The sequence below is a fragment of the Thermodesulfitimonas sp. genome (assembly GCF_052743955.1).
In genome coordinates this window covers 1-13,953 of the sequence record NZ_JBRAIN010000046.1, presented here as the reverse complement: position 1 = coordinate 13,953, position 13,953 = coordinate 1, and the positions used below count along the sequence as shown (strand labels likewise).

At 55.9% G+C, this 13,953-nt stretch carries 11 protein-coding genes; 9 read left to right on the top strand and 2 right to left on the bottom strand.

Annotated features, from left to right (window positions below; genetic code table 11):
• Together ACUVTA_RS05455 and ACUVTA_RS05450 are read right to left on the bottom strand one after the other, a co-directional pair.
• Positions 1-228 (bottom strand): hypothetical protein (locus ACUVTA_RS05455; protein WP_445951963.1); only part of this gene is annotated, 228 nt, incomplete at its 3' end.
• A gap of 88 nt (positions 229-316) precedes the next feature.
• The gene (locus tag ACUVTA_RS05450; protein ID WP_445951962.1) at positions 317-505 is read right to left on the bottom strand and encodes a type II toxin-antitoxin system HicB family antitoxin; all 189 of its coding nucleotides are present in this window, start codon (positions 503-505) and stop codon (positions 317-319) included.
• A gap of 72 nt (positions 506-577) precedes the next feature.
• Between ACUVTA_RS05450 and ACUVTA_RS05445 the strand changes: the two genes are divergently transcribed.
• From ACUVTA_RS05445 to ACUVTA_RS05405, 9 genes are all read left to right on the top strand, one after another.
• Positions 578-973, top strand: a complete 396-nt coding sequence (locus ACUVTA_RS05445) for a hypothetical protein (protein ID WP_445951961.1) — start codon at positions 578-580, stop codon at positions 971-973.
• Positions 974-1,073: 100 nt separating this feature from the next.
• Positions 1,074-1,331, top strand: a complete 258-nt coding sequence (locus ACUVTA_RS05440) for a hypothetical protein (RefSeq protein ID WP_445951960.1) — start codon at positions 1,074-1,076, stop codon at positions 1,329-1,331.
• 273 nt (positions 1,332-1,604) lie between these two features.
• Positions 1,605-2,375 carry a hypothetical protein gene (locus ACUVTA_RS05435; protein WP_445951959.1) on the top strand — a complete coding sequence of 257 codons (771 nt, stop codon included), beginning with the start codon at positions 1,605-1,607 and terminating at the stop codon, positions 2,373-2,375.
• A 27-nt stretch (positions 2,376-2,402) separates the two neighbouring features.
• A complete protein-coding gene (locus tag ACUVTA_RS05430; protein WP_445951958.1) occupies positions 2,403-2,666 on the top strand; it encodes a TraM recognition domain-containing protein in 264 nt (87 codons plus the stop codon).
• Positions 2,667-2,709: 43 nt separating this feature from the next.
• A complete protein-coding gene (locus tag ACUVTA_RS05425; RefSeq protein ID WP_445951957.1) occupies positions 2,710-6,153 on the top strand; it encodes a helicase-related protein in 3,444 nt (1,147 codons plus the stop codon).
• Entirely contained in the window at positions 6,150-9,110 is a 2,961-nt protein-coding gene (locus tag ACUVTA_RS05420) for a DUF1156 domain-containing protein (protein WP_445951956.1), read from the top strand. Before ACUVTA_RS05425 ends, ACUVTA_RS05420 begins: the two co-directional genes overlap by 4 nt.
• Positions 9,111-9,126: 16 nt before the next feature.
• Entirely contained in the window at positions 9,127-11,874 is a 2,748-nt protein-coding gene (locus tag ACUVTA_RS05415; RefSeq protein WP_445951955.1) for an ATP-binding protein, read from the top strand.
• Positions 11,875-13,359, top strand: coding sequence for a DUF2254 family protein (locus ACUVTA_RS05410; protein WP_445951954.1), 1,485 nt, complete (start codon positions 11,875-11,877; stop codon positions 13,357-13,359).
• 8 nt (positions 13,360-13,367) lie between these two features.
• Positions 13,368-13,907 (top strand): hypothetical protein, encoded by a 540-nt coding sequence (locus ACUVTA_RS05405; RefSeq protein ID WP_445951953.1) that lies wholly within the window; start codon positions 13,368-13,370, stop codon positions 13,905-13,907.
• The last annotated feature ends 46 nt before the right edge of the window (positions 13,908-13,953 follow it).

Sequence of the window (13,953 nt, the reverse complement as noted above, 5' to 3'; positions counted from 1 at the left end):
AACCTGCGTTCCATAGGGTGCCCCCCTTTCTTCTTTCGCTTGGGCATCACCGTAGGGGTCCTTCTTGTAACTCGTTGAGCCGGTGCCCGGACCGTCGAAAATCCCGATGATCGCGGCAAGCGGGTCCTCTTCGCCCCGCGCCCTCTTCTTGCGGACGGTGACGAAGGCGCTTAACCGCCGGAGTAGCTCCTTCTGCTCCCGGGGTGTAAGCTTCTTGAATTCCTCCACCAGCCGGTCGACGGATATTTTAGTTCCTCCTTCCGTTTAAAACCGGCGCTAAAAGTTGATTGAAACGTAGTCCGCGGAAGCCGAAGGTTCAGGAACCGGTCAGGCCGTCTTCGCGCAGCCCCTGGATGTGGAGCGCAATCGCCTCCGCCATCCGCTGCTTGGTCTCTTCCGGTGTTGCTCCGGTGGCCACACAGCCCGGAAGATCCGGCGAATAAGCGGAGTAGTTGCTGACGGCTTTCTCGATTACCACCAGGAAGCGGTATCCGATCAATCGCACCGCGCCCTTTTTACGTGGGGACTTTGCTTCTTAATTTTACCACAAAAGAGGAGAGGCGTTCTTAAAAAGGTTGTGCAAAAGGCTGTTCAACGCAAGCGGCTCCTGGCGGACCTGCCGCGGGTTTATCTGCTTACCCAGCGCGGTGTTGACGCCTCCGGGACCGATTTTGGCCGGGTGCGGAATATCCGGCTCCAGACCCTCGAGCACGACCTGACTGTGGCCGACGTAGCGGTAGCCCTCCTGCGGCTCTATCCCGGGAGTTCCTGGGTGACCGAGCGGGAACTGCGGCGGAAAGCAGGACAGGGCTTCGGTAGCATCGGCGCCCGGGAACACGTTCCCGACGGAGTGCTGCTCTTACCGGACGGGAAGAAGATCGCGGTGGAGGTGGAAACCTCCCGCAAACCGCGCCGGCGGACCGAACGCATCCTGCGGTATTATCTCCGGCGGCCGGATTACATGGCGGTTTAGTACTTCTGCCGCCCTCCGCAGCAGTTGAAAAGCGTCAAGGAAGCGGCGCAAAAGTTGGACTTTGTTAAAACCTATCTTCTCCAGGAGGTGTTATTGGACCATGAAAATAAAGCCAAATCTTCATTTTGATTCCCAGGCGGCGGAGACCGCGAAGCGGCTTGGTCTGCTGTCGGTAGTAATTCTTCTTGCTTGCTTTTGTCTGCTGGTGATGGACGTGCGGATCCTCGGGCCGAGGGCGGCGCGCTCGGTAGCTGGCGATGCTCGGTTATGGGCGATACTTACGCCTTCACCGGCAAAGAAGGCGCAGCTCCAGGAAAAGGCGGCAGCGCTGGACAGAGTAGCAGACTGGTATGCATAACATCCCGTAAAAACAGCGTGGGCCTGGCTAACTAAAAAAGATGACGAACTCATCTTCCCAGGGGTCCGCCGCAAGTGGCGCCTCTACAACCTCATCATCATCCTGTTTTTTGCCGACGGCATAGCCTTGGCTTGGTACCTGCGGCGGCGCCGCTTGCCGCCGGTGAAAGCCCCTTTCGGTGGTAAAACCCTGCTGCCTTTTCGAGAATGGTTAAACAAGACTGAGCCTTCACCCCCAGGGCGACCTGAAAAAGCACTCAAACGCGCCGCTCGAATGTCCCATCCTCCGGAGGGCGTGCTCATCGGCGTGGACGACCGGGGCAGGCCGGTGCTTATAACCGTCAGGGAGATCAACCACCACGTCTTTGTCTGCGGCACCACGGGCGGCGGCAAGAGCACCACCATCCTGAACTTCATCGAATTCGCTGCCCGGCACGGCTGGGCGGTCATCGTCGTCAACGGCAAGTACGACCCCACCCAACCCTCGTTTCGGACGGTGATGGAGTACTGGGCGAAAAGGCACGGGCGGCGGCTGCGGGTCTTCTCGATGGTCGAGGAGAGCGCGCGCTACAACCTACTGGCCCACGGCGGCTTCTCGTCCCTCAAGGATAAGCTGGTGGCGCTCACAGAATGGACCGAACCCCATTATCGCGCACAGGTAGCCGCTTTCCTCCAGATTCTCATCCGGGTGCTCCGGGAAACGGGACAGCAGGTTGACTTACCCACCGTTGCCGGACTGGTAGACCTTCAGGCGGTAGCGGCGCTGGCCCGCCGCATCCCGGACGAAAAGACGCGGCGGGAGATTTTAGACGACCTGGATCAGCTTTCACAGAAGGATATCCGGGGCGCCTTTGCCCGCCTGGCGGAGATCACCGCCTCGGAGATCGGCCACCTTTTCGTTTCTGATCCGGAAGGCATCGACCTGGTAGCGGCCATCCAGAACAACGAGATGGCGCTCTTCGACCTTGATCCGTTAGCGTTCCCCGATTTTGCGCGCCTTTTGGGGCGGCTGATCGTGCTTGATCTTAAGGCGGCTGCTTCCTAGTACCGGCGGAGCGGCAGCCCCAAGAAGGTGTTGGTGGTGCTGGACGAGTTCAACGTCTTCGTGAGCGACGCCGTGGTGGACCTCTTTTCCAAAACGAGGAGCGCCGGATTCGGGATCGTGGCCGGGACCCAGTCCGCCAGGGCGGATATCGCCAGGGAGGGCGGCCTTGAATTGGTGGAGCAGATCGTGGAGAATGCGAGCACCTTCATTATCCACCGGCAGAACGCCCCGGGGAACGCTGCTTATTTAGCTGACCGAACAACAAGGATTTTGGCATACTTTGGCGAATAAGCAGATAGAATCTTTACTATCTGCTGGTCAGGGGTGCTTTCGGATGCAAGCTTACTCGATAAAGCAAGGCGACATCCTGAAAAGCCCCAAATTCAATGAACCGATGCGGGTTATCACAGAGCCGCGGGGCGGAGACGGTTATATAATCCTGGACCTGGTCGGCACACGCAGCAGTACTTACCGGGGCGGTGTGTTTCTAACTGTAGCGGAGCTGAACCAGGTTGAAATAGAAACCTCCGAAGCAAGTTTCTTGGGAAAACCAAGCCTTTTCCGCCTCGGCCTTGATGCCCTCCGCATCCGCATTGCTTACGAGTACGATCCATTCTTCGGGCTTTCGCTTTCGCGGGTAGATCCGCTGCCGCACCAGCTTGATGCGGTCTACAACCATATGCTCAAAGCGTGGCGCTGCCGCTTTTTGTTGGCTGACGACGCCGGGGCCGGTAAAACCATCATGGGCGGGTTGCTCCTGAAAGAATTGAAGCTTCGGGGGCTTGTTGAACGCGTCCTAATCGTTTGCCCGGCGAACCTTGCTTTTCAGTGGCGGCGCGAACTTAAAGACCGCTTTGGGGAAGATTTCGAACTAATCACCGGTTACCGGCTCCGGGAGGCTTACGCGGTCAATGTCTGGAACCAGCACAGCCAGATTATCACCTCTATGGATTTGGCCAAACTCGACTATGTGTTACCGAGTGTGCAGCAGGCTGGGGACTGGGATCTTGTCATCGTGGACGAGGCCCACCGGATGTCGGCGCGCGACGTGGAGCACAAGAGCGAACGTTACCGGTTAGGGGAACTCTTGCGGGATAAAACGACCCACTTTTTGCTTCTCACGGGAACGCCGCACAAAGGCGATCCGGAAAACTTCTGTCTTTTTCTTCAGTTGCTCGACCAGGAAGCGTATGCCGATGTGCGTTCTATCCAGGAGGCGATGCAGCGGCGGGAGGCTCCGTTTTACCTGCGGCGGACCAAGGAGGCAATGGTCAGTTTTCCGCAGCGCCAGCCGGACGGCACTTGGGTAGCACGAAAGCTTTTTACCAAGCGGATTCCGCATACGGTGGCTTTTGAACTGACCGGTGAGGAATTTGCCCTTTACCGGGCGGTTACAGACTATGTAAAGACCCAGTCCCGCCGGGCGGCCGAACAGGGGGACGATAAGCGGGCCCGCGCCGTCGGTTTCTTGATGGCGATGTACCAGCGGCGGATGGCAAGCTCGACTTACGCCTTAAAGGAGTCCCTCCGCCGGCGCTATAAGAAATTGAAGGAACAGCTTGAGGTAGCACGGCGAACGGAAGAGACCCCCATCCCGGAATTGCCGCCGGAGGAAGAATGGGAAGAGATGGAGGCCGCGGCCCGGGAAGAGTTGGAGCAGAAACTGGAACAGGTAACGCTGGCCCGCAGGCGCCCCGAACTTGAAGCGGAACTGAAAGAGATCGAAGCGCTGGTCGCGCTTGCGGAGCGCGTCGAAGGAAAGGAAGTGAAACTTGACAGCCTGCGGAGGCAACTTACCGGGCAGGGCATCTTCAGCGACCGCTCCTTGCGGCTGCTCATCTTTACGGAATACAAGGACACCCTTGATTGTTTGGTGAAAACACTGCGTGAATGGGGCCTAAGCGTAGGTTACATCCACGGCGGAATGAAACCCGGCAGCCGCGATGAGCCAGGCACGCGGCTTTACGCCGAACGGGAGTTCTGGGACCTAAAAACGCAGGTGCTGGTGGCCACTGAAGCAGCGGGTGAGGGCATCAACCTTCACTGCTGCAATATTCTTTTCAACTATGATATCCCGTGGAACCCCGCCCGCTTAGAACAACGGATGGGCCGCATTCACCGGTACGGGCAGACGAAGGACTGCCTCATCTTCAACTTTTTCGCCCGGAATACCGTTGAGGGACGGGTGCTGGAGAAGTTACTTGATAAGCTTCAAGAAATCCGGGACGCTTTAGAGGATGACGCGGTCTTTGATGTAGTCGGCGAGGTGCTTCCTGCCAACCAGATAGAACGGCTTTTGCGGGACTTCTACGCCGGGCTTCTGGGTGAGGAAGACCTTCATGCTAGGCTGGAAGTGGCGGTAAATAAAGAGGATTTTGAACGCATCTGCCGCTCGGCTTTAGAAGGCTTGGCAAAGCGGAGCCTCAATCTGCCGCTGCTCGTTGAGCAGCGGGCCTTGGCGAAAGAGCGCCGGATCGTTCCGGAAACGATTGCCCGCTTCTTCAAGAATGCCGCCGAACACATAGGAATAGACCTTAAGGCAGTAAAGGGACAAAAACAGGCCTTTCGGGTAGGCCGGCTCCCCTTATTTCTCTATGACCTCACCCGGGGACGGGAGTGGCGGCTGCCACCGCTGGCGAAGAACTATGACCGGATCACGTTTGAACGGGAGACGAGCGAAGACGACCCCCGTTTCGAGTGGGTTACGCCCGGGCATCCCCTCTTCGAGGCGGTGCGCCGGAAGATTGAGGAAGATGCCTTACCCCATTTTCAGCAAGGGGTCGTATTCTACGACCTCCAGCGCGAAGAACCCTCCTTGCTTGAGCTTTATACGGCTTCCGTGGCTGACGGGACGGGGAAAACGCTTCACCAGCGGCTCTTTGCAGTCGAGACAACCGTATCTGGAGAGCGCCGTTTGCGGGAGCCTACGTACATTTTAGATTTGGTCGCACCGGAAAAGGTACCGAACGAGATTCCTCAGATTCCCCAAGACCATCAGGCATCCCAGGCGTTTCTTTTCCAGCACGCCTTGCAGCCATTCTTAAACGAGGTTTTAACGGAGCGGCAGAAAGACCTTGATCTGGTGGAGCGCCACGTCCGCCTCTGCTATGAAGAGTTGATCAGGAAGCGGGATGAAGTTCTATCCAAACATTTGCTGGCTAAGGAGCAGGGCGATCCTGGTGTGGAAGGACTGATCGAAATCGAATCCCAGAAGCTTTTGGAGCTTCAGCGGCGCCGGGACCGGCGGCTGGAGGAGATCAAGCGCCAGCGCGCCCTTTCCCTGCAGGGAATTGAACGCCTTGGAGTGGCTCTGGTTTTACCTCACCCTGCGCGAATAGCACCGGAGATATCGGGCCTGGTACCTGATCCAGAAACAGAGCGCCGGGCTATGGAGGCTGTTATCCTTTACGAACAGGCGCGGGGCTGCAAGGTGGAGGATGTACACCAGCTTAACTTGGGGTACGACCTGCGGAGCTTGCACCCCGAAACAGGTGAACTCCGCCTGATCGAGGTCAAAGGCATCGGTGGCTCGACCGGAACCATCTGCCTCACGCCCAATGAGCGCCGGGTAGCCGAGGACAGGCGGGACATTTACTGGCTTTACATTGTTACGGATTGCGATACGGAGCCGAGGCTTCAGGAACCCATTCCCGACCCGGCTCGCTTACCCTGGCACGAGGTAAAAAAGGTGGATCACTACCGGCTTACAGTTGACGCCTTGACCCAGCCCGTGACCTTGCGCGAAGAGCAGGGCTTTTACGGAGGGGCTGGCGAATGATCCCAAAAGAGTGCAGGCGGCTGATCGAGGTGGATTTTCCGATTGGGGTTGTGAGCCGTCATGCGGACTACGAAAAGAACAATATCAGGGCGGGACACCCGAAGTCGCTACACCAGTGGTGGGCGCGCCGGCCACTTGCCGCTTGCCGGGCGGTACTCCTGGGGCTTCTCCTGCCCGATCCGTGTGATCCTTTCTGCCCCCCGGAGTTTAAAGCGAAAGCCTGGGAGCTTCTCTCCGAGTTCTACCGGCCTGCCGGGAAATCTGATGTGGTTTTGCGGAAGACGCTCTTAAAATTTATCGCCGACTTTGCCAACTGGGAAGCATCCTCCCATCCACTATATTTGAAAATTGCCCGGGGATTGGTGCAAGCGGCCCACCCGGAAGAGACGCCTCTAGTGGTGGACCCTTTCGCCGGAGGCGGTTCCATTCCGTTAGAGGCTTTGCGTTTAGGGTGCGAGGTCTTTGCCAGTGATCTCAACCCGGTTGCTTGCCTTATCCTCAAGGTACTACTCGAAGATATTCCGCGCTACGGCACGGAGCTGACAGAGAAGCTGCGCCAAGGAGGCAGAGAAATTGAGGCCGAACTAGAAGATGAGATAGGGCAATTTTACCCACCCGATCCGGATGGCGCCAAGCCCATCGCCTACCTCTGGGCGCGGACGGTGCGGTGTGAGGCGCCGCACTGTGGGGCAGAGATTCCCCTGGTCCGGTCCTTCTGGCTGTCCAAAAAGGCGGGGCGTAAACGGGCACTCCGTTACCAGGTTGTGCGGCCGGCTTTTGGGGCGCCTCAACTACATTTCGAAATCTTCACGCCTGTGTCTGACGCCGACGTGCCGCCAGGTACGGTGGCCCGGGCTAAAGCGCGCTGCCCGGCCTGCGGGACGGTTCTCTCGCCGGAACGGGTCAGAGCACAACTGGCGGCGCAAAGAGGCGGAGCCGACGTTATATTTGACGAAAACGGGAAGCGTATCGCCGGCGCACGGCTGCTGGCGGTGGTCACACTGAAGCCGAATGCGACAGGCCGCCATTACCGGTTGCCCACGGAGCACGATTATAAAGCCGTATTTGAATCAATGATGATGTTAAAAGAGAAGACCAGGGAGTCACTTTCTGACGGCCTTTCTATCATCCCGGATGAGCCGACCCCGGCTGGTGGCGGCTCAGGTGCAGGGCGAGCATTTTCCGTTCAAAAATATGGCATACTCCAGTGGGGCGACCTGTTTACGGCGCGGCAGAACTTGGCCCTGGCAACCTTAACGGCAAAAGTTCGTTTGGTAAAAGACCCTGGGTTACAAGAGCTGTTTGCCTTAATGGTTTCAGAGCTTGCAGAACGGTGTTCTTCTTTAGCTTGGTTAAACCTTTCCTGGGGTAAGCCGATGGGGACTTTTGCCCGCCACGCATTACCGATGGTATGGGACTTTCTGGAGCTCCTACCCATTGGTAGAGACGGCCAATTCGATAAAATCCTAAATACAGTTCTCCAGATTTTAAACTTCCTTCAAAAAGGCATCCCTACCTTGGGATATGTAGATATCGCAGATGCTTGTGCCTCACCACTACCTTCAGCAAGCGCTACAGTCTGGTTTACTGATCCGCCATACTATGATGCTGTACCCTACGCTGACCTCTCTGATTTTTTCTTTGTCTGGCTTAAGCGTGCTTTCCCTGAATGTTCACTTTTACGAGATCCGTTTGACCCGCAAAACTCTCTTACACCTAAGACACCGGAAATTGTCCAGGACGAGACTAAACAATTTAATGGTAGGCCAAAGAATAAAGAATTCTTCGAAGAAAGAATGGCCAAGGCTTTTGAGCAAGGACGACGAGTTCTTCGGGATGATGGCGTTGGATGTGTCATCTTCGCCCATAAAACGACCGAAGGCTGGGAAGCTCTACTTTCCGGAATGCTTCAGGCAGGATGGACAATTACTGCCTCCTGGCCTATAGCTACTGAAATGAGTTCCCGCCTCCGGGCCCAGGAATCGGCGGCTCTGGCAACGAGCGTGCATCTCGTCTGCCGGCCGCGGCCGCGGGGTGCCGGAGTGGGAGATTGGGCAGAAGTCAAGGCAGAGATGGAGCAGCGGGTGCGGGAGTGGATGGCGCGCCTGCTTGAGGAGGGCATTCGCGGTGCAGACGCCATCTTTTCCTGCATCGGGCCGGCGCTGGGGGTTTTCAGCCGGTATGAGCGGGTGGAAACGCCTGCCGGTTACGCGGTACCTTTAGGCGGCAACCCCGAAGCGGCCGAACCTCACGAACGCGGCTTTCTTTCCTACGTTTTCGAGGCGGTGTCCCGCGAGGCCTTGCGGCAGGTTTTAGGCGATGCGGAAACCGAGGGCTTTGAAGAGGATGCCCGGCTGACCGCACTCTTTCTCTGGACGCTGCAAACCACCCGGACAAACGGGAATAACGGACGGAACAACAACGGCGAAAGAAACCTAGAAGAACTCGACGAGGACGAGGAGAAGCCGGCCAGGAAGAAAGGCGGGCTCGTGCTTCCGTTCGATACCTTCATCCGGATCACCCGTCCGATGGGTATTCATTACCAGAACTGGCTCGGCCGGGTAATCGAAATCGAGAAGGGTATAGTGCGCCTGATTCCTGTTAGTGAGCGGCGCAGATTGCTTTTCGACGAAGAAAGCGTTTCATTGCCCGTGGAATGGGGTAGGAAGGGGACCCAGGTCACTTTATCCGAGTTGATCGGGGTGCCTGAACCTCCGCCAAAACCGACCAAAAGAGCGGCCAAGCGCCTCGAAAACCTTACCACTCTCGACCGCCTGCACCAGGCGATGCTCCTTTTCGGCGGCGGTCAGAGTGCATCGTTGCGGCGGCTGCTCGAAGAGGAACGCCGCCAGGGGAAGCGTTTCGAGCGTCTGGCGCTGGCGCTCACGGCCCTGTATCCCGAAAAAAGCCAAGAACGGCGCTGGATTGAAGGTCTGCAGGCGATGATACCCCGGTGAAAGGAAGGTGCATTTTATGGAGCTCTGGTACAAGGCTGCGGTCCCGCGTAAGGAACTTCGGGAGGGACGTTCCCTCGACCCCAGCGAGTTTGCGGTCCACCTCGACCAAATCGTAAACGGCACAGCACCGGAGGAGTATATTGACCCGGCGAAGTTCTTTGCCCGGACCTACTTCTCCCGGGCGCTGGTCGAGCACTGCGGGATGGTCCTCCGCCGCCTGGCCGGCGAGACAGTAAACACGGCGCCCAATTTATCGCTGCTTACCCAGTTCGGCGGCGGCAAGACGCATACCCTGGCAACCCTCTACCACCTGGTTACCAGCGGTCCGAGGGCACAAGAATACGACGGGGTAGGAAAGCTACTGAAAGATATTGGTTTACCGATGGTTCCTAAAGCCCGCGTCGCCGTCTTTGTGGGGAATGCCTGGGATCCTGAGGAGGGGCGGGAGAACCCCTGGCTTGACCTTGCCTGGCAGTTGGCGGGCGATGCCGGGCGGCGGCTGCTCGGTGATGATGCCCGGGCCAGTGCTCCAGGTACGGCGATTTTGCAGAAGCTCTTCCAATTGGTTAATGAGCCGGTCCTTATCTTGTTTGACGAAACGCTTAACTATCTGGGACGCTATCCTCACCAGGCGGAGCAGTTTTATTCGTTCATTCAGAACTTGACCAGTGCGCTGACGGCGGCAGAACGCGCCGTAGGGGTTTTCAGCCTTCCCGCATCGCCGACCGAGATGAGCGCCAATCTTTACGAATGGCAGACAAGGCTTACCAAGGTGGTCGGGCGTGTCGGCAAGCCCGTTCTGGCCACCGAACCGGAAGAGATTTCCGAGATTATCCGCCGACGACTCTTTGAATATCCCGGCAACAAGAACGTCCAGCGATTGGTGGCGCGTCACTTCGCCCGGTGGGTTTTCGAGCGGCGGGATCGACTGCCGCCGGAGTTCGCCAACTTTCCGGAAGAGGCGATCCGGAAGCGGTTTGAGGTATGCTACCCATTTCACCCCAGCACCCTCACCGTCTTCCAGCGCAAGTGGCAGTCTTTGTCCACCTTCCAGCAGACGCGCGGCACTCTGGCGATGCTCGGTTTGTGGATCGCACAGGCCTACCGGGAGGGGTACAGAAGAGTCTGGCGGGAGCCGTTGATTACCCTGGGGAGCGCCCCGCTTTACGACCGCGAGTTCCGCTCCAAGATTTTGGAGCAACTGGGTGAAACACGGCTGGAACCGGCGATTGAGTTTGATATCGCTGGAGATAATGCTCACGCCGTCGCGCTCGATAAGGAGTTTGCGGACACTGTAGGTAAGATCCGGCTCCACCAGCGGGTAGCAGCGGCACTCTTTTTTGAATCCTGCGGCGGAATGGTGCCGGACAAAGCGGCAACGCTTCTCGACCTGCGTTTTGCGCTCGGTGACCCTGACACGGAAACGACGCTCATTGATGCCGCTGTGCAGGCGCTTGCAGGACGCTGCTACTACTTACGTTCTGTGGGCACCTCTGCCTGGCGCTTTGGTTACACACCCACCCTGAGAAAGGTCCACGCCGACCGGAAGGCCGCGCTTGATCCCGACTCGGTTGAAAAGCAGCTTCAGGAAATAGTCCGGCAAGTGTTCCGCGAAAAGGCTCAGGTCAGCCTCTGTTTCTACCCTAATGAGCCGGGGGCGATTCCCGATATCCCGGCGATCACCCTCGTCGTCCTTCCGCCTGACGCCGAGTTTACAGAAGCATTAAGAGAACAACTTACCGACTGGACTATCTCCAATGGGCAGGCACCCCGCCAGTATCCGGGTGCCATCCTTTGGGCTGTTCCAGAAGGAGGATTTGGCTTACGCACCGCGGTTGAGGACTGGTTGGCGTGGCAGATTACGGCCCGCGATGCGGAACAAGGCCTTTTAGGGGAAATAGACCCCCACGACTTCCAGACGCTCCGGGCCGAATTAAGGCAAGCTAAAGATGTGGTTGAAGAGAAAGTATGGACCGTATATAACCAGTTGCTGCTCTGGAACGGAAAAGAAAGAGCTCTACAACCGGTAGGGCTGAAGCAGATGCATCCGAGCGAAGCGCAGAGCATAACGGGTGCCATTCTGGCCCGGTTAAGGCAGGAAGGTTTACTTAACCGGGAAGTCGGCGCCTCCTACGTTGAGCGCCATTGGCCGCCGGCGTTAAAAGAAGCGGGCGCGTGGCCGCTGGCCGGCCTTCGGGCCGCATTCTTCCAGGGGTACCTCACCCGGCTGGAAAAGGCGGAGGATGCCTTGCGCCAGATGATTCTCCGGGCGGTAAAACACGGAATTTTCGGTCTGGGAGTTGGCAAGGACGCAACGCAGTTGGACCGTGTCTGGTTTCAAGAAGAGGTTGACCCCGCAGAAATCGTCTTCGACTACGAAACCTTCTTGCTCCTCCCCTCTCGCGCTAAGATAGAGAAACTGCGTACCGCCGGAGAGGAACTACCGCCGGGAGTAGTTGTCCCGGGCCAAGGTCCGGATCTCGGACAGGCGAGAGCCACAGAAACCGCTCCTCCAGAACCCGAATCCCAGCCCGGAGGCGGCTTGGAAGATGTTAAACCGTCGGTTCTCCAGTGGCGCGGGCATATTCCCAGGGACAAATGGAACCTCTTCGGTCACCGGGTGCTCGCCCGGTTAGGCAGTTCGGAGAACGTAACGATTGAAGTTACTGTCCGAGCAATGGTTGAAGGATCTGCCGTGAAGCAGCAAATCAACGTGGCCTTGCAGGAATTAGGCTTGGAGGGAGAGCTTACGGAGGATAATTAAATGACAGCTTGGCGGATCAGCCTTCCTAGAATACGCATATCTGGGCTAACGAGCTGGATAAAGCAGAAAACCCTGGTTTTCTCCCGGCTTTTCGGACCGTGGCTTGTGTTAAGAAGAACAGTCGCAGTAACAAACAGCACGGCGGGTAAGATCCTTATTTCTATTGCGGGAGTTGTTCTTGGAGGGATTTTAAGTTTCTCTATATCCCAGAAGGGCTTAGTGGTTACGGAGTATCTTACAGAGATATTTATCGGAGCGGGAGCACTAATAGGAACAATGGTTGCTCTTGTGGTGTCGCTTTCGATTATTCCGGTGCAGCGCGCCGCAGAAGTTTTTACTCCGTCCATCATCCGCCATTTTAGACAGGACCGGACAACACAGTTTATATTCGTCACGTTAGCTGTTTTATGTCTTTTTTCCTTTGCTTTGCCCACAGCCACGGGTATCTTGGATGGACGGGCCCTTTTATTCATCCAGATTGTTATTATCGCGGTTACTCTGGATTTGCTCAGATGGTACCACCGGCATACAGTCCGATTACTTGAACCCCAAGAACCTGTCAATCGGCTCGTAAGAACTATCAAGAAATACATAGACCAGATTCAACGGACTGTTTCTCGGTTAGCCAGGCTACAATGGCATACCTTAACCGATGAGCAGAAGAGGGATAACTCTCCTGATGATTTAGAGTCGGCCCTTTACTTGAAAGTTTTTTCTCGCCATTCTGATTATATAAATGCCTTAACTAGCGAACTTGCCGAGATTGCACTTAAAGCGGTAGCAAGGGGTGAAACACAAACGGCGGAGTTTGTTGTTTTTGGGTTGGCCGAGATAGCCTGCTACTATATTGGAAAGCGGAAAGATAACCTTATTTTGACCCTTGCTCCACAGGCGATGGTAGAAGAGAGCGATATTCATAATCTTTTGGTTCCGCTCTATGAGCACTTAAAGGACATAAATAGGGGAGCCATAAGCCTTAGAAACGAGAGGGTCTGTATCTGCGTGGCAAGGGCGCTTGGAAACATCGCCTCTGAAATGGTAAAACTCAAATCCCGCGCCTTTCGAGGTCATGGGTCGCCACTCGCTTGTATGCCCTTGGGTTATTTAAAGGTATGTGCAGAGAGTGCCCAGAATGAAGGGTTAAGTGACGCGGCTTTGCAGGGGAGCGAGGCTTTAGTACAGGTTGCATTATGTGCTCCGCCGAATATTGCCCCCGGCGATGTTCATCTTCCTATTATTGAAGGTCTGTACAGGTTTGCGACCAATTTCTTGGTTTCAGGGAAATGGCAGTTGGTCAATAAGCCGCTCGACTCTATGATGAGAATGGCGCATCACCTATTGGAGCAGAAACATTTCCAACTCACTCTCATTTTGAAGGATATGCTGCAAAAACTCGAGTTATTGGCTCCACTTGCCGTGAGTTATGAGAAAAAATTCCCAGTTCCTCTACCACTGGGCTTCCACTTTATTCAATCTATGACTTAACAAACCCAGTGTCTATCGGCTATCTGGTCGCCCGGGCTTCTGAAGTGCTCATAGATCAAGAAGAAAACAAGGAACGGATTAATCCTTATCGAAAATTCATCCAACTCAACGAGGTGGTTTATTTCCACTTTCGGAACCTTGCCGAAAAAGTGGATTTGGGTACGAGCTTCCTCCTATGGCATATTACTAAGACTATAGGGCATATTTCGAAAGTTTACCAATGGCTTTTAGTAAATCCGGTAACAAACGACGACCGGCATATCAATGAGCTTCTGAAGCAAATCCCCTGGTATTTGGCCTTTTTCTGGGTGACCTTTGCAAAAGCAACCAACATAACTTACTATTACGCCCGCGAGGCTTGCGATACCCTGGCGTGGATTGGAATGTCTTTCCTTGACGCTAGGTACCGGGAGGTTACGGAAGCGTGCATCAGTAACATTACCTCTATAGCCGAATCTTACCATGAAGTCTCAAAAAGAATAAGGAAGAAAAGAGCCCTTGGCGAAGTTACAGAGCTATTCGAGTTTCTCTGGTATATATGTTTGTGATAAAGTAAAAGGGACCCACCTGAGGGGCCAGTGATAAAGAAAAAGG